General features: G+C 58.0%; 19 protein-coding genes and 2 tRNA genes. 9 read left to right on the plus strand and 12 right to left on the minus strand.

Going from position 1 to position 19,478, the window contains the following annotated elements:
• Position 1 precedes the first annotated feature (1 nt).
• The gene (hisA, locus tag ACR0CA_RS09810) at positions 2–721 is read right to left on the minus strand and encodes a 1-(5-phosphoribosyl)-5-[(5-phosphoribosylamino)methylideneamino]imidazole-4-carboxamide isomerase (RefSeq protein ID WP_170788311.1); all 720 of its coding nucleotides are present in this window, start codon (positions 719–721) and stop codon (positions 2–4) included.
• A 132-nt stretch (positions 722–853) separates the two neighbouring features.
• Between hisA and ACR0CA_RS09815 the strand changes: the two genes are divergently transcribed.
• Entirely contained in the window at positions 854–1,252 is a 399-nt protein-coding gene (locus tag ACR0CA_RS09815) for a DUF2147 domain-containing protein (protein ID WP_170784082.1), read from the plus strand.
• Positions 1,253–1,256: 4 nt separating this feature from the next.
• Here ACR0CA_RS09815 and hisH read toward each other — a convergent pair whose 3' ends face one another.
• Both hisH and hisB read right to left on the minus strand, forming a co-directional pair.
• Positions 1,257–1,895 carry an imidazole glycerol phosphate synthase subunit HisH gene (hisH, locus tag ACR0CA_RS09820; protein WP_480503180.1) on the minus strand — a complete coding sequence of 213 codons (639 nt, stop codon included), beginning with the start codon at positions 1,893–1,895 and terminating at the stop codon, positions 1,257–1,259.
• Entirely contained in the window at positions 1,896–2,483 is a 588-nt protein-coding gene (gene hisB / locus ACR0CA_RS09825) for an imidazoleglycerol-phosphate dehydratase HisB (protein WP_480898658.1), read from the minus strand.
• A 155-nt stretch (positions 2,484–2,638) separates the two neighbouring features.
• Here hisB and ACR0CA_RS09830 point away from each other — a divergent pair, with 155 nt between their 5' ends.
• A complete protein-coding gene (locus tag ACR0CA_RS09830; RefSeq protein ID WP_170769191.1) occupies positions 2,639–2,878 on the plus strand; it encodes an Lrp/AsnC family transcriptional regulator in 240 nt (79 codons plus the stop codon).
• Here ACR0CA_RS09830 and ACR0CA_RS09835 read toward each other — a convergent pair.
• The 3 genes from ACR0CA_RS09835 to ACR0CA_RS09845 all read right to left on the minus strand — a co-directional run bounded on the left by ACR0CA_RS09835 (position 2,875) and on the right by ACR0CA_RS09845 (position 4,010).
• The gene (locus ACR0CA_RS09835; protein WP_480898662.1) at positions 2,875–3,741 is read right to left on the minus strand and encodes a GNAT family N-acetyltransferase; all 867 of its coding nucleotides are present in this window, start codon (positions 3,739–3,741) and stop codon (positions 2,875–2,877) included. The genes ACR0CA_RS09830 and ACR0CA_RS09835 overlap by 4 nt on opposite strands.
• An 83-nt stretch (positions 3,742–3,824) precedes the next feature.
• Positions 3,825–3,899: transfer RNA gene (locus ACR0CA_RS09840), tRNA-Gly, on the minus strand.
• Between the two features lie 36 nt (positions 3,900–3,935).
• Positions 3,936–4,010 (minus strand) — tRNA-Gly (locus tag ACR0CA_RS09845).
• Between the two features lie 18 nt (positions 4,011–4,028).
• Here ACR0CA_RS09845 and ACR0CA_RS09850 point away from each other — a divergent pair.
• Positions 4,029–4,310 (plus strand): hypothetical protein, encoded by a 282-nt coding sequence (locus ACR0CA_RS09850; protein WP_170784088.1) that lies wholly within the window; start codon positions 4,029–4,031, stop codon positions 4,308–4,310.
• Between the two features lie 15 nt (positions 4,311–4,325).
• Here ACR0CA_RS09850 and ACR0CA_RS09855 read toward each other — a convergent pair whose 3' ends face one another.
• The 4 genes from ACR0CA_RS09855 to ACR0CA_RS09870 all read right to left on the minus strand — a co-directional run bounded on the left by ACR0CA_RS09855 (position 4,326) and on the right by ACR0CA_RS09870 (position 11,321).
• Entirely contained in the window at positions 4,326–4,709 is a 384-nt protein-coding gene (locus ACR0CA_RS09855) for an MAPEG family protein (protein WP_480898666.1), read from the minus strand.
• A gap of 76 nt (positions 4,710–4,785) precedes the next feature.
• A complete protein-coding gene (locus ACR0CA_RS09860; RefSeq protein ID WP_480898668.1) occupies positions 4,786–8,223 on the minus strand; it encodes a pyruvate carboxylase in 3,438 nt (1,145 codons plus the stop codon).
• A gap of 146 nt (positions 8,224–8,369) precedes the next feature.
• Entirely contained in the window at positions 8,370–9,506 is a 1,137-nt protein-coding gene (locus ACR0CA_RS09865) for an alpha-hydroxy acid oxidase (protein WP_170769196.1), read from the minus strand.
• Positions 9,507–9,545: 39 nt separating this feature from the next.
• Positions 9,546–11,321, minus strand: a complete 1,776-nt coding sequence (locus ACR0CA_RS09870) for a sensor domain-containing diguanylate cyclase (protein ID WP_480898672.1) — start codon at positions 11,319–11,321, stop codon at positions 9,546–9,548.
• Between the two features lie 180 nt (positions 11,322–11,501).
• Between ACR0CA_RS09870 and ACR0CA_RS09875 the strand changes: the two genes are divergently transcribed.
• Positions 11,502–13,904 carry an ATP-dependent helicase gene (locus ACR0CA_RS09875; RefSeq protein WP_480898674.1) on the plus strand — a complete coding sequence of 801 codons (2,403 nt, stop codon included), beginning with the start codon at positions 11,502–11,504 and terminating at the stop codon, positions 13,902–13,904.
• A gap of 3 nt (positions 13,905–13,907) precedes the next feature.
• On the opposite strand, the gene ACR0CA_RS09880 is transcribed toward ACR0CA_RS09875, so the two are convergent.
• Positions 13,908–14,198, minus strand: coding sequence for a DUF1330 domain-containing protein (locus ACR0CA_RS09880; RefSeq protein ID WP_480898677.1), 291 nt, complete (start codon positions 14,196–14,198; stop codon positions 13,908–13,910).
• A 487-nt stretch (positions 14,199–14,685) separates the two neighbouring features.
• Positions 14,686–14,913, minus strand: coding sequence for a DUF1127 domain-containing protein (locus ACR0CA_RS09885; protein ID WP_480898680.1), 228 nt, complete (start codon positions 14,911–14,913; stop codon positions 14,686–14,688).
• Between the two features lie 209 nt (positions 14,914–15,122).
• Here ACR0CA_RS09885 and ACR0CA_RS09890 point away from each other — a divergent pair, with 209 nt between their 5' ends.
• The 5 genes from ACR0CA_RS09890 to ACR0CA_RS09910 all read left to right on the plus strand — a co-directional run bounded on the left by ACR0CA_RS09890 (position 15,123) and on the right by ACR0CA_RS09910 (position 19,473).
• Positions 15,123–15,347: a hypothetical protein gene (locus tag ACR0CA_RS09890; protein ID WP_480898682.1), complete on the plus strand. Its 225-nt coding sequence runs from the start codon at positions 15,123–15,125 to the stop codon at positions 15,345–15,347.
• Positions 15,348–15,859: 512 nt separating this feature from the next.
• Positions 15,860–16,327 (plus strand): division/cell wall cluster transcriptional repressor MraZ, encoded by a 468-nt coding sequence (gene mraZ / locus ACR0CA_RS09895; RefSeq protein WP_480898685.1) that lies wholly within the window; start codon positions 15,860–15,862, stop codon positions 16,325–16,327.
• A 4-nt stretch (positions 16,328–16,331) separates the two neighbouring features.
• Positions 16,332–17,324, plus strand: a complete 993-nt coding sequence (gene rsmH / locus ACR0CA_RS09900) for a 16S rRNA (cytosine(1402)-N(4))-methyltransferase RsmH (RefSeq protein WP_480898688.1) — start codon at positions 16,332–16,334, stop codon at positions 17,322–17,324.
• A complete protein-coding gene (gene ftsL / locus ACR0CA_RS09905; protein ID WP_170769203.1) occupies positions 17,321–17,689 on the plus strand; it encodes a cell division protein FtsL in 369 nt (122 codons plus the stop codon). The genes rsmH and ftsL overlap by 4 nt, the downstream gene beginning before the upstream one ends.
• On the plus strand, positions 17,686–19,473 hold the full coding sequence (locus ACR0CA_RS09910; RefSeq protein WP_480503169.1) for a peptidoglycan D,D-transpeptidase FtsI family protein: 1,788 nt from the start codon (positions 17,686–17,688) through the stop codon (positions 19,471–19,473). The genes ftsL and ACR0CA_RS09910 overlap by 4 nt, the downstream gene beginning before the upstream one ends.
• Positions 19,474–19,478 lie beyond the last annotated feature (5 nt).

A 19,478-nucleotide genomic window follows, 5' to 3' on the forward strand; every position in this document is an offset into this window, starting at 1 on the left:
GTCACTTTAGAGCGCGAATGGCCTCGTTCAGGTCAATCGCGCCATCATAGAGTGCACGGCCCGAGATGGCGCCATTCAGCTCAACGCCGCAATCGCGCAGGGCGATCAGATCGTCCAACGAACTGACACCACCCGAAGCGATCACCGGGATCGATACGGCGCGGGCGAGGGCGGCGGTGGCCTCGATATTCGGGCCCTGCATCGCGCCGTCGCGGTTGATATCGGTATAGATGATGGCCGCGACGCCTGCGTCTTCAAAACTGCGGGCAAGGTCTGTGACCTGCACGTCTGTTTCCTCGGCCCAGCCTTTGGTGGCGACCATGCCGTTGCGTGCGTCGATTCCCACGGCGACCTTGCCGGGGAATTCGCGCGCCGCTTCGCGGACCAGATCGGGGTTTTCGACCGCCACGGTGCCCAGAATCACGCGAGCGAGCCCCTTGCTGATCCAGGTTTCGATCGTTTTCAGGTCACGAATCCCACCGCCCAGCTGCGCAGGAACTTTACAGGCGGCCAGAATCGCCTCGACCGGAGCAGCATTGACCGGCTCACCGGCAAAAGCACCGTTCAGATCAACCAGATGCAGCCATTCGCACCCGGCATCGACAAAGGCTTTAGCCTGCGCCGCGGGGTCGTCATTGAACACTGTTGCCTTCTCCATTTCACCGCGCAACAGGCGCACGGCCTGGCCGTCTTTGAGGTCGATGGCGGGGTAAAGGATCATATCGGGCCTTCTTTCACTGTCGTTGTGGCGGGATATCGCACAAGGCAGGTAGGGGATGCAACGCGACGCGGGGTCATAGTTGCTCACAGACCGATATTCGGGACAGACTATGGGGGTAAAAGGGAGATTTCTATGAAACACACGATCCTTGCGGCAGCAGCCCTGACGGCACTGGCAACCGTCGCGTCCGCCGATCCTGTAGATGGCATCTGGAAAACAGAGCCCGGTGATGACGGCGAATATCTGCACGTGTCGATTGCCGAGTGCGGCAGCGCAATCTGCGGCACCATCGATAGCGCTTTTGATGCGTCAGGCAACCAGGTATTGAACTACGAGCATGACGGCAAACAGATGATCTGGGACATGATTCCCGAAGGTGGCGGAGCCTATGACAACGGTAAGATCTGGGCACCGGACCGCGACAAGACGTATAACTCGAAAATGGCGCTGAGCGGCAACTCGTTGACCGTCAAAGGCTGTGTCGCGGGTGGTCTGATCTGCCGCGGCCAGACCTGGTCGCGCGTTCAGTAAGCCCTTATGGGGCCCAGGTTAGGAAGTTTCCGATCATGCGCAGCCCCACATCCTGACTTTTTTCAGGGTGGAACTGCATTCCAACCATTGTGTCACGGCCAATCACGGCCGTGACCTCCTGCCCATAGTCCACATAAGCCAGACGCTGCGCCGGGTCGGTGACCCGGAAGTGGTAGGAATGGACGAAATAGGTGTGATCGCCGGATTCCACTCCGTCAAACACCGGGTGATCGCTTTCCAGCACCAGATCGTTCCAGCCCATATGCGGCACTTTCAGCGCGCTGTCTGACGGCTCAATCCGCACAACATCGCCCGCAACCCAGCCCAGTCCGTCGGTGTCAGTGTATTCGTGGCCCGTTGACGCCATCAGCTGCATCCCTACGCAAATGCCCAGAAACGGGCGACCTTTTTGCTCCACCGCTTCAACCATAGCGTCGTGGATACCCTTGTGCCCACGCAGTTCGGCCGCACAGGCCGGAAAGGCTCCGTCACCGGGCAAGACTAACCTGTCGGCGCGCGCTACGACATCTGCATCCGAAGTCACAACAACCTCACCCGCATCCAATTCCCGCGCCATGCGCTGAAACGCTTTTTCGGCCGAGTGCAGGTTGCCGCTTTCGTAGTCGATGATCGCTGTCAGCATTTACAGCGCGCCTTTCGTGGACGGAATCGCATCCGCCTTACGCGGGTCGGTCTCGACCGCCAGGCGGAGGGCGCGGGCGACGGCCTTGAAGGCGGCCTCGGCGATGTGGTGGCTGTTGAAACCGTGCAGCTGGTCAATATGCAGCGTGACGCCGCCATGGGTGCTGAGCGCCTGAAAGAATTCGCGCACCAGCTCGGTGTCGAACGTGCCGATCTTGGGCGTTGGCAGGTCCACGTTCCAAATCAGGAACGGACGGCCCGACAAATCCAGCGCACAGCGCACCTGCGCGTCATCCATCGGCAGATGGCATTCGCCATAACGCCGGATGCCCTTCTTGTCGCCCAGTGCCTGCGTCAGTGCCTGACCCAGCGCGATGCCGGTATCCTCGACCGTGTGGTGGTCGTCGATGTGATAATCGCCCTTGGCGCGGATGGTCATGTCGATCAGCGAGTGACGCGCCAGCTGATCCAGCATGTGATCGAAGAACCCCACACCGGTCTGATTGTCATAGGTGCCGGTGCCATCCAGATTGACCTCGACGGTGATCTCGGTCTCGGCGGTCTGACGGCTGATCTTTGCGCTGCGCATGGGCGAATTCCTTTTGCTACAGGCGCGCTTATAGACGGGGTAGGGCGGCCATATCCAGAGCGCATGCAGCATTCGCCGCAATCTGTTGCAGGGGATTGCACCCCGGCCCGCCCCGTGCCAGCTTGCGAGCAACTCAAACCAACAAGGTCCGGCCCATGTCCACCTGCGTTTTCATCCAGATCCGCTGCAAACCCGGCACCACTTACAAAGTGGCCGAAGAAATCGCTCTGCGCGAAATCCACTCCGAGCTGTACTCGACCAGCGGCGAATACGATCTGTTGCTGAAGCTTTACATCCCCGAGGCAGAGGATGTGGGCCATTTCATCAACGAAAATCTGCTGGTGATTCCCGGCATCGAACGATCACTGACTACAATGACGTTCAAGGCGTTCTAACCCAGTTCAAACGTTGTCACGCCGAAGATCCGGCTGAGGTCGATATCCGGTTCGTGATCGGAATACATCCGCGCGGTTTCGAACACTTTGTCCAATCCCAATTGCTGGGCCATGGCGAATGCCGCCGCATTTGGTTGGGGCATATCGACAAAGACATCGTGATCGCGATGATCCACGGGAATGGCCGCCAAGAGGCTTGCCAGCAGCGCCTGCGCTATCGCGGCGTCGTCGGCAAATAACGGGCCAACCTTGTAGCCCGTCTTGCAGGGGCGCAGAGTGGCATAGCCCCTGATCTGGCCACTCTCGGTATAAACCCGAGAGATATGGCTGGTGGCCCCTAGCCAGCTTTGCAGGAAGCTGTCGCGCGCCGCTGGAAACAGTTGGCGGTCATAGGCTTTGAGGGCGTCGCTGGCGGTCGACAGCGAGGCTACACCATTGCCCAGAACTTGCCCCAGCTTGGGCAGCACATCCCGAACCCGCGCGCCGAAGCGGTAGTTGTTGTAGGCAAATGTGAAGCCGGATTTGCGATAGTTGTCCTGCTGTTCGACCACTCCATCCAGCCCCATATTGCGGCCTTCGCAATGGGCCAGCGCGTGGCCTGCGATTTCAAGCCCGTGACCATGGCTGCGATATTCCGGTCGGACAATGTAGAACCCCAGAAAGGAAAACGCATCGTCGTAATTCACGGCTGAGACCGAAGCGACCATCTCCCCATCCAGAAAACCGCCCATAAATCCGTCGGGGTCTGTGGGCCTGAAACACTCGGCATCGTGGACCCCGGGGTTCCAGCCTTCGCGGCCAGCCCAGTCCACGGCTTGTTTGACTTCCGCCTCGGTAAGAGGGCGGATGGTGTAGTTGGACATAATAACATCCTGCAATCGTTAACGACCTCAGAATGACGCAACATCCCGCAAGACACCAGTAAAGTTTGAAAAAATGCTGTATCTGGAGCGGGCGAGGCGATTCGAACGCCCGACCCTAACCTTGGCAAGGTTATGCTCTACCCCTGAGCTACGCCCGCATCAGATACATATGTTTTGGTCCGGAGACCTCTCAATGGAGCGGGCGAGGCGATTCGAACGCCCGACCCTAACCTTGGCAAGGTTATGCTCTACCCCTGAGCTACGCCCGCGCCGTTGAGTGAGGAGGGATGTATAAATTCCCACGCGGGGCTGCAAGCGGAAAAATAAAAAAAAAGGAAAAATGTTTCGACGGAAATGCCGGTCTGACGTGTTCAAGTCATAGAGCGTTGCAAAACCAACAGGATGGAGCAGAGGATATGACGCGTATAGCAGACATGAAAATGGCGTTGTTAGCCGCATTGATTGTTTTGACATCTGCATTTTGTGTGCAGGACGGTGACCGGTTGGGCGAGGCGGAACCGGAGCTTATGAAAGCTCCGAAGATTGAAACACGCGTTCTGATGGGATGATCCCAGCGACAGCGGCTAAAGCGCCAGAACAAGGTTCGCGAGAGCGGCGACCAGAAGAGCCGTGAATGTCAGCACCATACCAAGCTGTCGAAAGATAACGATCTGCGGGGTTTTGCCGAACCCATAGACATGCAGGACGCGCCCGGCCAGCAAACTCAGCCCCAGCAGATTGACGAGCAGGCCGCTTGCGCCCTGAAGCTCGACCATGGCGATCAGCAGCAGCGCGAACGGGGTGTATTCGACGAAGTTGGAATGGGTTCGGATCGCCTTGAGCATCTCGCTATTACCGGAATCACCGTAAGAGATCTTGTGGCCACGGCGTTTAGTGATGACCCAACCGCTGAGAGCGATGTAGATGAGCGCCAGGACGGCGGCGTAGATAGGTGTGATGGACAGCATGTTTTTCTCCCTGACGCATGAAAAGGGCCGTCCGGATTTCCGGGCGGCCCTCCAGTTGGAAGCTAAACTAGGTCGTTCATTCCAGTTCGACCAGTAGGTCCTTAGCGTCAATCTGACCGCCTGGCTGGACATGGACGGCCTTCACAACAGCGTCGCGTTCGGCATGGATGCCGGTTTCCATCTTCATCGCTTCGATGGTGAGCAGTAGATCGCCTTCTTTTACCTCCTGACCTGAAGTGACGCTGACAGTGGCCACAACACCGGGCATCGGAGCGCCCACGTGGTTTGGGTTGCCCGCTTCGGCCTTGGGGCGAGCCTGTGTGGACGCGGTCACCAATCGGTTTGGCACGCGGATGACGCGGGGTTGCCCGTTGAGTTCGAAGAAGACTTTGACCTCGCCGTTCTCATCTGTCTCGCCAATGGCCTGACACCGGATTTCCAGCGTCTTTCCGGGGTCGATCTCGGCTGTGATTTCTTCACCCGGATTCATACCATAGAAGAAGGTGCGGGTAGGCAGAGTACGGACTGGACCATATGTGCGGTGGCGGCCCATGTAATCCAGGAAGACCTTGGGATACATCAGGTAGCCGTTCAGGTCCTCGTCATCGACCTCTTTGCCATCCAACTGCTTGGACAGATCTGCACGGGTGGCTTCCAGATCGACCGCAGGAACGTCCTTACCGGGGCGCTGGGTGTTGGGCGATTCGTCCTTTAGCACCTTCTTGATGATCGTGTCCGGGAACCCGCCCGGAGGTTGGCCCAGGTTGCCGCGCATCATGTCCACGACTGAATCAGGGAAGGCCACATCCGTATCCGGGCTTTCCACGTCATCGCGGGTCAGGCCCTGGCTGACCATCATTAGCGCCATGTCACCAACCACCTTGGACGATGGTGTCACCTTGACGATATCGCCGAACATCTGGTTCACGTCGGCATACATCTGGGCGACCTCGTGCCAGCGTTCCTCCAGCCCCAAGCTGCGCGCCTGCGCTTTGAGGTTGGTGAACTGACCGCCGGGCATTTCGTGCAGGTAGACCTCGGAGGCTGGGGCCTGCAGGCTGGATTCGAAGGCGGCGTATTGGCCGCGCACCGCCTCGAAGTAATCGCTGATTTCGCGGATGGCTTTGATGTCCAGACCGGTATCACGCTCGGTATGGCGCAGCGCTTCGACCACGGTACCCAGCGTCGCTTGCGAGGTGTTGCCCGAGAAACTGTCCATCGCGCAATCCACCGCGTCCACGCCCGCCTCGGACGCGGCCAGAATGGTGGCGCTTGCGATGCCAGCAGTGTCGTGCGTGTGGAAGTGGATCGGCAGACCGACCTCTTCTTTCAGCGCGCGGATCAGGATTTTGGCCGAGGCCGGTTTCAGCAGACCCGCCATATCTTTCAGGCCAAGGATATGAGCACCTGCATCGCGCAGCTCTTTCGCCATGCCGACATAGTATTTCAGGTCATACTTCGAGCGATCCGGGTCTAGAATATCACCGGTATAACAAACGGTGCCCTCACAGATCTTTCCGTTCTCAACGACTGCATCCATCGCCACGCGCATATTCTCGACCCAGTTCAGCGAGTCGAACACGCGGAACACGTCGATATTCTGCGACGCCTGACGGACGAATTCCTGCACCACGTTGTCGGGGTAGTTGGTGTAGCCAACACCGTTCGCGCCGCGCAGCAGCATCTGGGTCATCAGGTTCGGCATCGCTTCGCGCAGGTCGCGCAGGCGCTGCCACGGGCATTCCTGCAAGAAGCGGTAGGCTACATCAAAGGTCGCACCGCCCCAGCATTCGACTGAGAACAACTGCGGCAGGTTCGCAGCATAGGTCGGGGCCACTTTGATCATATCGATCGAGCGCATCCGGGTGGCCAACAGCGACTGATGCCCGTCACGCATGGTGGTGTCGGTGATCAGCAGCTGGCGCTGCGCTTTCATCCAGTCGGCAACAGCCTGCGGACCTTTCTGTTCCAGCAGGTTGCGGGTGCCCATCTTGGGCTCACCCTTCAACGCAGGTGGGCGCGCGTCTTTCAGATCGGCGCGTGGCATTGGGCGGTCTTTGGTTTCGGGATGCCCGTTAACGGTGATATCCGCGATATAGGTCAGAACCTTGGTGCCCCGGTCACGGCGTTTCTTGAAGGTGAACAGGTCTGGTGTTTCGTCGATGAATTTGGTGGTGTATTCATTCGACAGGAAGGTCGGGTGTTTCAGCAGATTCTCGACAAACGCAATATTGGTCGAAACACCGCGCACCCGGAATTCGCGCAGCGCGCGGTCCATCCGCGCAATTGCTTTCTCGGGCGTTGGCGCCCAGGCAGTAACCTTGGTCAGCAGCGAGTCATAATACCGCGTGATCACCCCGCCCGCATAGGCCGTGCCGCCATCCAGCCGGATGCCCATACCAGTGGCCGAGCGATAGGCAGTGATGCGGCCATAATCCGGGATAAAGTTGTTCAGCGGATCTTCGGTCGTTACGCGCGTTTGCAGGGCGTGACCGTTCAGTTGTACCTCATCTTGGTTGGCTTTGCCGGTGGCTTCGGCCAGTGTCTTGCCCTCTGCGATCAGGATCTGAGCCTGGACGATGTCGATGCCGGTGACTTCTTCGGTGACAGTGTGTTCGACCTGTACGCGCGGATTCACCTCGATGAAGTAGAACTTGCCGGTATTCATATCCATCAGGAATTCAACCGTGCCCGCGCATTCATAGTTTACATGAGCGCAGATGCGGCGACCCAGCTCGCAGATTTCCGCACGTTGTTCTTCACTCAGATACGGGGCAGGGGCGCGTTCCACGACCTTCTGGTTGCGGCGCTGAACTGAACAGTCACGTTCGTATAGGTGATAAATCTCGCCATGCTTGTCGCCCAGTATCTGAACTTCGACGTGGCGGGCGCGGGTGATCATCTTTTCCAGATACCCCTCGCCATTGCCAAAGGCGGCTTCGGCTTCGCGGCGGCCTTCCAGAACCTTTTCTTCCAACTCGTCTTCCGAGTTGATGGGGCGCATCCCGCGTCCACCGCCGCCCCAGCTGGCTTTCAGCATCAACGGGTACCCGATCTCGGCGGCTTCGGCTTTGATCGCGGCCATATCGTCGCCCAGAACTTCCGTGGCGGGGATAACCGGCACGTCAGCGGCGATGGCAACCTTGCGGGCACTCGCTTTGTCACCAAGGGCGCGCATTGTTTCAGCCTTGGGGCCGATGAAAGTGATGCCGTTCTGCACGCAGGCATCCACGAAGTCCGGATTTTCCGACAGAAGCCCATAGCCGGGGTGGATCGCGTCTGCACCGCATTCCTTGGCAACGCGGATGATTTCGTCAATGCTGAGGTAAGCAGCAACCGGGCCCAGCCCCTCGCCAATGCGATAGGCCTCATCCGCCTTGAAGCGATGCAAGCCCAGCTTGTCTTCTTCTGCAAAGACGGCAACGGTGCGTTTGCCCATCTCATTGGCTGCGCGCATTACGCGAATGGCAATCTCGCCCCTGTTGGCAATCAGGATCTTTTTGAAGTCGGTCATTGTCTGTCCCGGTCTTTGTGGTTTGGCCGTGTTGATAGGCGGACAATACGTGCGCGTATATCAGTCGTTCTGGGTAGAACCGGCATGTTAACGCTCGCAAACGCCCTTTTGTGGCGCTTTCTTCATACACATGCTGCGGTGCAGCATCAATCCAACGTTAAAATTGGTGGGATTTCTTCCAGCGTTCGGGCTCCTAGTTGTCCCATATTGGCCTTCAGATCCTGTCGTAATATGTCGATGACATGCGCTGGTCCCGCAGCACCCAGCGCGGCCAGGGCATACATAAAGCCCCGTCCCAACATGACAAAATCCGCTCCGGAGGCGCGCGCACGCAAGATATCGAGGCCGCCTTCAACGCCGCTGTCGAAGATTAGCGGCAGGTCGGTTGCCGCGCGGATGGTGGGCAGCACGTCTATTCCGGCTGGCGCGCCATCAAATTGCCGCCCCCCGTGATTCGAGACCCACAACGCGTCCACCCCCGCTTGCTTCAACGGCTCGGCATCTTCGGGGCGCATCACGCCCTTGACGATCAGCGGCCCGTCCCACGCATCGCGCAGCCAGTGCACATATTCCATGTCCGGCGAAGTTCTGAGTAGGTAACCCACATGCGCCGTCGGAGGCAGGTTGCTTGAGTTGTCGGTATATTTGTCCAAAGTCCGCATACGCGGAGGCCCGCTGCGTGCCATGGCCATGGCCCAAGCCGGGCGTTGTGCGATCTGAGCCAGTAGCTTTGGTGTAAGCTTCGGCGGATTGGTCAGCCCGGAGCGTGTCTGCCGTTCGCGTCTGGACGCAACCGGAACATCTGCGGTCAGTACAAGGGTTGAGAACCCGGCTTGCCGAACCCGGTCCAACAGGTCGCGCCGGATATCCGGGTCTTTTGGCGGATACAGTTGAAACCACGCGTCATTGCCCAGATGCGGGGCGACATCCTCGGGGCTTTGGGCGGCGACATTCGACAGCGTGAAGGGCAGTCTGGCTGCTGCGGCTGCACGGGCCAGCAGCCCCTCGGCGTCCGGCCAGATCAATCCCGCCATCCCGATAGGCGCGACGCCAACAGGCATAGGATAGGTGCGACCCAGAAATTCCACCTGTGTGTCGCATTCGATTGGGCCGTGCAGGATCGAAGGTGCGAACCCCAGGCGATCTAATCCGACACGATTCCTGCGCAGGGTCGCTTCGACTCCCGTGCCACTGTCCAGATATTCCCATACGAAATGAGGGATACGACGCTGCGCACGGCGTTTCAGGTCGGCTATGCCGGGGTAGAGGCTGTGTAGATCCATGCCGTTTGATCTGACCAAACGGGCGATTCGGCAAGGATTTTAAGGTTTTGCTTTGCCCAAAGCGGTTTTCACGGGACGAAGAGCTTCTGGTGCGTTCTGCGCATCGCCGGCCACCTGCACCTGATTGCGCCCTTTGTCCTTGGCCGCATATAGGGCGTCGTCCGCCGCGCGCATCAGGTCCTGCGGCATTGCCCCATGGGCCGGATAATGGGCCACGCCAACCGAAATCGTGATGCGCGGCAACGCCTTTTCACCGTAGCGAACCGTGACCGCCTCGACCGCCTGACGCAAGTGTTCTGCGCGGGTTACCGCATCCTCTGGGCGATTGTCCGGCAGGATCAACATGAATTCCTCTCCTCCGATCCGGCAGGCGACCTCGTCCCGGTCGCATCCTTGCTCCAGCGCCGAGCCAACCGCCCGTAAAACCATGTCACCCGCATCATGCCCATGGGTGTCGTTAAACTTCTTGAAATGGTCCACATCCACTGCAATCAAGCTCAGCGGGGCACCGGTCTGTTGGCTGCGGTTGATGGACTTGCGCAAAGTCTCTGTCATGTGTCTGCGATTGAAAAGCCCGGTCAGCGGGTCGCGGACAGATTGGTCATGCAGTTGATCACGCATACGCACGTTGGCAATCGCCATACTGATCTGTTCGGCGCAAAGTTGAGCCAATTTCTTGCTGGAATGGAAGCAATCTTTACGCCCCTCCAACGCTCGCAAGTGCAGCAATCCGACGGTTTCGCCATGTGCGAGGATTGGAAAGCAGAAATACGGGCGACCATCATGCGGTTCGGCGTGCTCGCAGACGAAATCAATTTCGGACGCGCCGAACTCATAGGTGCGGCCGCGCCGCAGGCCCCAACAGCCTTCGGGATGAATATGCGCCTTATGCTCTGCCCCGTTCCAACTGGCGCAGCCATCCAGCACATCGCGGGAGTTCGAATAAACATAGACGCTCCCCTCGGCCCCGGGCAGGATATGCGTCATAAACCGTGAAACCATGTCGAAAAGCTCATCTAGAGACTGGCTGGATTGCAGCCACTCGTTCAATTCGCCCAGTAACCGAACTTCGCGGGCCAGGCGGAGTTGTTCATCCATCAATTGGCGCTCTTTCACCGCACGCCCGCGTAGGCTACGCATCTGTCGGCGGTTGCTGCGATAGACAACCAGCGTCACGATACTGAAGGCCAGAAGCGCAACGGCACTTAGAATGAAAAGCGACAAGCGAACGCGATCAATGAACAGATTTCGAACATCGGTGATGTCGGAATAGAATTCGATCGCGCCAAGAAACTCACCGTCGCGGATGATTGGCGTATAGATTTCGGCCACATGACGGGTTTCAGGACCAGAGGCGTGAATGGCCGTTCCTTCATAGTCGTCGACTTCGGTCAGAGGTTTTTCTTCGTGTTTGTAATAGATATTTCCCTGCCGGATAACGGATTGAAAATAGGGCTTGGAATTCACGGTTCCCACGTCCGCAGACCGGGTCGACCAGAACACGCCGCCATCCGCATTGAACAGTTTAAATCGGTAGATGTCCGAAGTCGCCGGCAACAGTTCCAGAAACTCCTGGTCATGAATTCCAATAGATCCCGTCTGGAACGTGGCTTCTACATCATTAAGATGAGAGGTGACTTGTTTGCCCAGTTGCGTTGCTTCTTTACGCAGGTCTGCTTCCAGCATCCGATCAACGACCGGCGTTGGTACCGCATAGATTCCCCAGCCGGACACCGCAGTCAGAGCCATCAAAGTCAATATGATGGCGGCCATTTTCAAGCGGGATGCCCCGGTTGTTTCTGTATTGGTTTCCATTTTCGCGCTCCCACTTCTTTGGCTGGAAGCATCAGGTGCAAGCTTTGACGGAAGGTTAACTTTTGTCTGCGCAAATCAGAGGAGTTGATTAGAATTGATTGGAACCTTCTACAAAACTCTTTGCGAACAAGGGGTGAACAAACTCTTTCCCTCGGGACTGATCCGGCGTAGTTTGCGGGTATGAGCAGTTCCGACGAAATGGACGCCTTCGAGGGCGCATCCCTGTCCGCGCGCGCGATGCCGCGCGTCGCTAAAAGCACTGGGCTTTACTTAGCGGACTTGAACCCGTCCCAATTGGAAGCGGTTCAGCAAGTTGAGGGCCCGTTGCTGATATTGGCTGGGGCTGGAACAGGTAAAACGAAAACCCTGATGGCCCGTGTCGCGCACTTGATCGAGCGATACGGCGTAAGGCCAAATGAGATTCTGGCGGTAACGTTTACCAACAAGGCTGCCAGAGAAATGCAGCGTCGCTTGGAGAAAACTCCTTACTGCATTTCAGAACCTGTAAGGTGGCTAGGGACTTTTCATTCAATCAGTGCGAAATTGCTGCGGCGTCACGCGGAATTGGTCGATCTGAAATCGAACTTCACCATCCTAGATACAGATGACCAGTTGCGACTGCTAAAGCAGTTGATTCAGGCAGCCAATATTGATGACAAGCGCTGGCCCGCGCGAATGCTGGCCGGGATCATCGACGATTGGAAGAACCGCGCGCTGTCGCCCGACAAGGTGCCCACTGCGGATGCGGGGGCCTATAACAACAAAGGCGTTGAACTTTATGCGCAGTATCAGACCCGTCTGCGCGAGCTGAACGCCGTCGACTTCGGCGACCTGTTGCTGCACATGGTCACGATCTTTCAGCAGCACGAGGATGTGTTGAAACAGTACCAACGCTGGTTCCGATACATCCTCGTGGACGAATATCAGGACACCAACGTCGCTCAATATCTGTGGCTACGACTGCTGGCCGGGGGGCACAAGAATATCTGTTGCGTGGGCGATGATGACCAGTCGATCTATGGCTGGCGCGGGGCCGAGGTGGGTAACATCTTGCGGTTCGAAAAGGATTTCCCAGGCGCGTTTGTGGTGCGATTGGAGCAGAATTACCGCTCGACCCCGCATATTCTGGCCGCTGCCTCGAATGTCATTCGCGGCAATGAAAACCGTTTGGGTAAAGAGCTTTGGACGGATGCAGAAGACGGCCACAAGGTCAACCTGATCGGCCATTGGGATGGCGAGGAAGAGGCCCGCTGGATCGGCGAGGAAATCGACGCGCTGCAAGGTGGCACGCGTGGGATTCGTCCGATGAATCTGGATGAAATCGCCATCCTTGTTCGCGCCTCGCACCAGATGCGCGCGTTCGAGGATCGGTTTCTGACCATCGGGTTGCCTTACAAGGTGATCGGTGGCCCTCGGTTCTATGAGCGGATGGAGATACGCGATGCCATGGCCTATTTCCGGCTTGTGGTCAGCCCCGGCGACGATCTGGCGTTCGAGCGGATCGTGAACACGCCCAAGCGTGGTTTGGGCGACAAGGCGCAGCAGACGATCCAGATGACCGCGCGCGAAAATGGCGTGTCGTTGGTCGACGGGGCACGGATTGCGGTCGACAATGGGCTGATCAAGGGCAAAGGCGGCAAGGCGCTGCGCGAATTGATCGAGGGGCTGGCGCGCTGGAATGCGATGACGCGCGGGCCGCGGATCGAGGTCGAGGATGACTCGGTCATCGACGACGGCGCGCCGCTGCGGTTTGGTGAGCCCGAGGTCTCGCATATCGAACTGGCGCAGATCGTGTTGGACGAATCCGGCTATACGGCTCATTGGCAGAATGAAAAGACGCCTGAGGCACCAGGACGGTTGGAGAATCTCAAGGAACTGGTCAACCAGTTGGACAATTTCGAGAACCTGCAGGGGTTCTTGGAGCATGTCAGTCTGGTCATGGACAATGAGCAGGACGGCGACGGGGCCAAGGTCTCGATCATGACGCTGCACGCGGCCAAGGGATTGGAGTTTCCCGCCGTGTTCCTGCCGGGGTGGGAGGATGGTCTGTTCCCCTCGCAGCGGTCGATGGACGAATCCGGCCTCAAGGGTTTGGAGGAAGAGCGGCGGCTGGCCTATGTGGGCATCACGCGCGCTGAAGAGGTCTGTACGATTTCCTTCGCGGCCAATAGGCGGGTGTTCGGGCAGTGGCAGAATGCGATGCCATCGCGGTTCATCGACGAATTGCCCGAGGATCATGTGGAGGTGCTGACGCCTCCGGGGCTTTATGGCGGCGCTCAACCGGCGGCGACCATTGAAACCCGCGCGGTAAAGGCAGATGTCTACAACTCACCAGGCTGGAAGCGGATGCAGGCGCGGCAGGGGCAATATGGGATGTCGCAGCCCCGCGAAAGCCGCAATACGGTGATTGATGCGACCGCAGTGGCCAGTTTCACGCTGGGTGAGCGGGTGTTTCACCAGAAATTCGGCTATGGCGCGGTGATCGGTATCGAGGGCGACAAGGTCGAGGTCGATTTCGACAAGGCAGGCGTCAAAAAGGTGGTTGCGCGTTTCCTGACCGCCAAGGACGACGTGCCGTTTTAGCAGTCACAATCCGTCAACCAGAACTAAATTGGCTGAGGCTGTATTCCGCCTGATTTTGGCCAGCTCGATATAGTCGGGGTCGTCTTTCCATGCCTTTGCGGCTTCGAGGCTGGGAAACTCCATCAGAACGATCCCATCTTTTTCCCAAACGCCTTCGATCACTTCGACCGGTTTTGACGAGACCGTCAGCAGGCGCCCTCCGTGTCGATCAAAGATGGGCATGAAGCCCTCCAGATATTTCTGATACCCGTCCGGGTCGTGGATCGAAATCTGAGCGATGAAATACGCGGCCATGGAATGCTCCTGAACTAAGCCAACACTCCACCACCATACAAAATGGGCCAAAAAAAGAAAAACGGCGGTTCCCAGGGAGGAGGAGGGGAACCGCCGTTCTTTGCAACATCAGGGCAGGGAGGAGGAGAGCCCTGATGTATCTGAACCCGGGTCTGATCCCGGTATGTCTAAGTCGCGGCGACACCAGGGAGGAGGAGAGGTGTCGCCGCGCGCTTTCAACATCAGGGCAGGGAGGAGGAGAGCCCTGATGTATCTTCGTCCGGGTCTGATCCCGGTTTGTTTAAGTCGCGGCGACGTCAGGGAGGAGGAGAGACGTCGCCGCGCGCTTTCAACACCGGGAAAGGGAGGAGGAGAACCCGGTGTATCGCGTTCCGGCGTTCAGGGCCGGTATAATCTGCGGCGACATCAGGGAGGAGGAGAGATGCCGCCGCTGAAATACAGGTCCTAAAGGGAGGAGGAAGGACCTGATCTCGGTATATGGTTGCGCTTAAGTGCGCGCGAATTGCTCTTCGGCCGCTTGCAGCGCAAGGCGCCGGATCATCGAGCGGTGCAGGCCCAAATCAGCCAGCTCTCGGTTCGACAATTCGGACAGTTCATTCACTGTCCGACGGTAGACGCGATAGCGCGCGAACCGGATCTTTGCCGCGTCGATCAATGAAGCTATGCCGGTTGCCGGTGAGCTTTTGAGCGCGGTTTGATGTGTTGCTGCGGCCATGAGTAAAACCTGTGTGTTTCCGTGTTGCCGGGCGTTCCGGCGTTTGCTTGAGATTGAAAATAGGCAAATGCTGCGATTGCACAATGGTCCGCGTCGTCAATGCCGCTATGCAGCAAATGCATGGATATCAACCGGTTGGCGTTTTAGGGAAGAAAGTGCCTTAAAAATAAAGGTTTTCAGCTTTTACACTTTTCGGAAGAAATGTCAGCTTGATCCTTGATGCGGGTTTTCTGCGAAATCTTTGTGCGGAGTTTCCGAAATTTGTGCATCCGTTTAGCGATGCTTTTGTAGTCGCGCTGCTGAACTATTGCCCCAGAAGGGCATGGGAATTCATGGGCGAAGCGTTGTTTGCCCAACGGATCTTATGGAAAGCCCGCGATTCATCGCCATCGATTCGTCCCGAAAATCTGTTGCCTAAATGCCGATTTCCTTGAATTCCTGCTTGATTGGAAAGTTTTTTGGGAATTGATGGGAATTCAGGGAAATGCTCCGGAATGTGTATATATCGGCGTGTTATGGGTTATTATAACAACATATTGTGGTGACATCTTATATTTAATCTCGAATTTTGAGGTTTGACTTTAGAATCGCCAATATTGCAGAGAAATTTTTCATTGCTTTCCATAAATTCCCATGGCATCCCTTATTCATCCGATGAGGACGAGGCACATGGGGCACCAAACGACCCCGAACCAATAAAATACAGGTTTCATACAGGCATCTCGCTTTCATCATTTAAGAGATCCGGCGCGCGGGCGAGCAGACATCCCCCCAGGTGGCGCGCGCAGCTGGACTTCCCGCTCAGCGGGCCAATGCGGCGGGTTGATCAGTGGCAGCAGATCAACCCGCCGTTTTTCATCCGGGGGGAACGTGAAGTTCAAGTGGGGCGCAAGCGAAAGGGACAGTCGTCTTGGCGCGCAGGTTTAGAGGTGAAAGCCACCACAAGGTGGATACGAAAGGCAGGGTCTCGATCCCGGCCTCGTTTCGCCGCGTGCTTGAATCCTCTGATCCGAACTGGCAGCCCGGTGACACACCTGAACTGGTGATCGTCTACGGCGACCATCGCCGCAAATTTCTGGAATGCTATACAATGCAGGCGATCGACGAGGTCGATGCCAAGATCGACGCTTTGCCGCGCGGGTCGATGCAGCGGAAGATGTTGCAGCGCATGTTCCACGGGCAGTCCTTTCCAACAACCGTGGATGAAACCGGACGTCTGGTGCTGCCGGCCAAGCTGCGCAGCAAAATCGGTCTCGAGGGCGAGGCCTTCTTTATCGCCGCGGGCGATACATTCCAAATCTGGAAGCCGGAAACATACGAATCCGAGGAACTCGCCGCCGCCGAAGAGTGGTTGGATGATCAGCCGGACGATTTCGATCCGCTGGAATTCCTAGACGGCGCCGGGGACGCGTAACGGCATGGCCGGCGCTACTCCCTCGTCCGAGAAGCCTCATATCCCTGTTCTGTTGCGCCCATTGCTGGCGGCTGTGGCTCCTGTTTCGGGCATCTGGCTGGATGGGACGTTCGGTGCGGGTGGCTATACGCGCGGTCTGCTGGACGCCGGGGCTGACAAGGTCATCGGCGTTGATCGTGATCCGCTGGCCTTTGAGATGGCAGCCGAATGGGCGGGCGACTATGGTGACCGGCTGGTGATGCAGGCCGGTGTATTCTCGCGCATGGACGAATATGCGCAGGATCTGGATGGCGTCGTGCTGGATTTGGGCGTGTCTTCCATGCAGTTGGATATGGCCGAGCGGGGCTTTTCCTTCATGAAGGACGGCCCTCTGGACATGCGGATGAGCCAGGAGGGCGAAAGCGCTGCAGATCTGGTCAATACCGCAACCGAAGCGCAACTGGCCGATATCCTCTTCCATTATGGCGAAGAACGCGCCAGCCGCCGCATTTCCAAGGCCATTGTCAAGGCGCGTACGGAGGAGGCGATCACGACGACCCTTCGTTTGGCCGAGATCATCGAATCCTGCCTGCCGCGCCCCAAACCGGGGCAGTCGCACCCGGCGACCCGCAGCTTTCAGGGGCTGCGGATCGCGGTGAATGCAGAATATGAGGAACTGTTTCAAGGCCTCATGGCTGCCGAGCGGGCGTTAAAGCCCGGCGGGCAGCTGGCCGTGGTGACGTTTCATTCCATCGAAGATCGCATGGTCAAACGGTTCTTTCAGTCGCGGGCGGGTAAAACCGGGCGCGCCAACCGCTATGCGCCCGAGATGGAACAGGAGCTGCCGCAATTCACGCTGAAAACGCGCAAGGCGGTGGGGCCGGACGAGCAGGAATTGCAAGAAAATCCGCGCGCGCGCTCGGCCAAGCTGCGCGTGGCGGTACGGACTGAGGCTCCGGCGGGGGAAATTGAAGCCCGCGCCATTGGGATGCCGCAACTTGGGGGAAAGGCAAAATGAAAAGCATATTGTATGTATTGACCGCACTTTCGGTTTTTGGGCTGGCCTTGTGGGCATATCAGGAAAATTACCGCACCCAGCAGGTGGTGAAGGAAACGCAGAAATTGCAGCGTGAAATCGGTATGGCGCAGGTACGTCTGGCGGTGTTGAACGCCGAATGGGCCTATCTAAACCGTCCGGACCGCCTTCGCGAACTGGCTGACTTGAACTTTGAGCGCTTGGGCCTGTTGCCCTTGCGTGCCGAGCAGTTTGGGCGCGCCGACCAGGTTTCCTACGCCGAAGACCCGGACTTGCCGGGTGTTGATCCTTTTGAGTTGGAAGCGATCACCAATATTCAGGCGCTGGGCGAGGTGCAGATTCCATGACACGTACGCCCCTCCGTCCTCTGGCCCGTATTCTCGACGCCCGCGCCAAGGGTGAGAACCCCAAAGCCATCGAACGCGAGAATATCCGCCAGCGTCACGAAGACATGAAAGACCGCGCCCGTGCGCGGGCCGAAGGGCGCCTTTTGGTGCTGGGTCTGTTCTTTTTCTGCGCCTTTTCGGTCGTTGGTTTTCGCATGGGGATGCTCGCCACCTCCGAGGCGCAGGAACCGCTGGCCAGTGCCCCCGGTGCTGCAATTGCTATGCAGCGCGCCAATATCGTTGACCGTGAAGGGCGCATTCTGGCGACCAATCTGGACACCTATTCTGTCTATGCCCAGCCGCCTTTGATGATTGACCCGGTGGCGGCTGCGGACCAGTTAGTGGCGATTTTTCCTGATCTGGAAAAAGAACGCCTGATCAAGGACTTCACAGGCGACCGTAAATTCCTGTGGATTAAGAAACGGATCTCGCCCGAGCAGAAACAGGCTGTGCATGACATCGGCGATCCTGGTATCCTGTTCGGCCCGCGTGAGATGCGGCTTTATCCAAACGGTAAGCTGGCCGCGCATATTCTGGGTGGCTCGGGCTTTGGGCGCGAAGGCGTAAGCGCCGCCGAGGTGATCGGTGTGGCTGGTGTCGAGAAACAATTCGACGACTATCTGCGCAACCCTGCCAATGGCAACAAGCCGCTGCAACTGTCGCTGGACCTGACGGTACAGGCGGCGGTCGAACAGGTTCTGTATGGCGGCATGAAGATCATGAACGCCAAGGGCGCGTCCGCCGTTCTGATGAACGCTCATACGGGCGAGGTCGTCTCAGCTGCATCGCTACCGTCTTTTGATCCCAATGACCGACCGCGCCCGCCGACCTCGGGGTTCGATCCTTCGGACAGTCCGCTGTTCAACCGCTATGTGCAGGGCGTGTACGAGCTGGGCTCGGTCTTCAAGATTTTCACGGCGGCTCAGGCGGTGCAGCTTGGCTTGGTGAATTCCAACACGATCATCGACACGTCCGGACCAATGCGGATCGGGCGGTTCCCGATTGGCGAGTTCAACGGCAAGAACTATGGGGAGATCAGCGTTGCGGATGTGATCGTCCACAGCTCGAACCGGGGCACGGGACGGCTGGCTTTGCAGATCGGCGCGCAGCGGCAGCAACAGTTCCTCAAGGCGCTGGGCATGTTCGAGCCCACCCCGTTTGAGATTGTCGAGGCCGCAGGTGGCGAACCGCTGAAACCCAAGAAATGGGGCGAACTTAGCACTGTGACCATTTCCTATGGCCACGGGTTGTCGACGAGCCCGATGCATCTGGCGGCGGGTTATGCGGCAATTGCCAATGGCGGGCACTATGTCAGCCCGACGATCTTGCGGCGCAATGGGCCTCAGTACGGTCCGCGCATTATGTCTGACAGTGCGGCGCGCCAGGCGCAGCAGATGTTGCGCAAGGTGGTCACAGATGGCACCGCCAGCTTTGGCGATGTGGCTGGTTATGACGTTGCGGGTAAGACAGGCACCGCCGATAAGCCCAAACCGCGCGGTGGGTATTACGATGACAAAGTGATCTCGACCTTTGCAACGATCTTTCCGGCTTATGATCCGAAATACGTGCTGATCGTCACGCTGGATGAACCTTCAATCGTGGCATACGGCGAAAAGCGCCGTACGGCAGGGTGGACAGCCGTTCCGGTTGCTGCGGAACTGATCGGACGTGTCGCCCCCTTGCTGGGCCTTCGTCCCCGGCTTGAGCCTGAGGCGCGCGCTGCTATAACGCTCACCTCAAATTAGACCGT

The sequence above is a fragment of the Ruegeria sp. F12 genome (assembly GCF_056533885.1).

What these genes read in the sequence shown, in the direction of transcription:
- hisA (WP_170788311.1), bottom strand. Translation starts at nt 721, where the DNA reads ATGATCCTTTACCCCGCCATCGACCTCAAAGACGGCCAGGCCGTGCGC.
- ACR0CA_RS09815 (WP_170784082.1), top strand. Translation starts at nt 854, where the DNA reads ATGAAACACACGATCCTTGCGGCAGCAGCCCTGACGGCACTGGCAACC.
- hisH (WP_480503180.1), bottom strand. Translation starts at nt 1,895, where the DNA reads ATGCTGACAGCGATCATCGACTACGAAAGCGGCAACCTGCACTCGGCC.
- hisB (WP_480898658.1), bottom strand. Translation starts at nt 2,483, where the DNA reads ATGCGCAGCGCAAAGATCAGCCGTCAGACCGCCGAGACCGAGATCACC.
- ACR0CA_RS09830 (WP_170769191.1), top strand. Translation starts at nt 2,639, where the DNA reads ATGTCCACCTGCGTTTTCATCCAGATCCGCTGCAAACCCGGCACCACT.
- ACR0CA_RS09835 (WP_480898662.1), bottom strand. Translation starts at nt 3,741, where the DNA reads ATGTCCAACTACACCATCCGCCCTCTTACCGAGGCGGAAGTCAAACAA.
- ACR0CA_RS09850 (WP_170784088.1), top strand. Translation starts at nt 4,029, where the DNA reads ATGTATAAATTCCCACGCGGGGCTGCAAGCGGAAAAATAAAAAAAAAG.
- ACR0CA_RS09855 (WP_480898666.1), bottom strand. Translation starts at nt 4,709, where the DNA reads ATGCTGTCCATCACACCTATCTACGCCGCCGTCCTGGCGCTCATCTAC.
- ACR0CA_RS09860 (WP_480898668.1), bottom strand. Translation starts at nt 8,223, where the DNA reads ATGACCGACTTCAAAAAGATCCTGATTGCCAACAGGGGCGAGATTGCC.
- ACR0CA_RS09865 (WP_170769196.1), bottom strand. Translation starts at nt 9,506, where the DNA reads ATGGATCTACACAGCCTCTACCCCGGCATAGCCGACCTGAAACGCCGT.
- ACR0CA_RS09870 (WP_480898672.1), bottom strand. Translation starts at nt 11,321, where the DNA reads ATGGAAACCAATACAGAAACAACCGGGGCATCCCGCTTGAAAATGGCC.
- ACR0CA_RS09875 (WP_480898674.1), top strand. Translation starts at nt 11,502, where the DNA reads ATGAGCAGTTCCGACGAAATGGACGCCTTCGAGGGCGCATCCCTGTCC.
- ACR0CA_RS09880 (WP_480898677.1), bottom strand. Translation starts at nt 14,198, where the DNA reads ATGGCCGCGTATTTCATCGCTCAGATTTCGATCCACGACCCGGACGGG.
- ACR0CA_RS09885 (WP_480898680.1), bottom strand. Translation starts at nt 14,913, where the DNA reads ATGGCCGCAGCAACACATCAAACCGCGCTCAAAAGCTCACCGGCAACC.
- rsmH (WP_480898688.1), top strand. Translation starts at nt 16,332, where the DNA reads ATGGCCGGCGCTACTCCCTCGTCCGAGAAGCCTCATATCCCTGTTCTG.
- ftsL (WP_170769203.1), top strand. Translation starts at nt 17,321, where the DNA reads ATGAAAAGCATATTGTATGTATTGACCGCACTTTCGGTTTTTGGGCTG.
- ACR0CA_RS09910 (WP_480503169.1), top strand. Translation starts at nt 17,686, where the DNA reads ATGACACGTACGCCCCTCCGTCCTCTGGCCCGTATTCTCGACGCCCGC.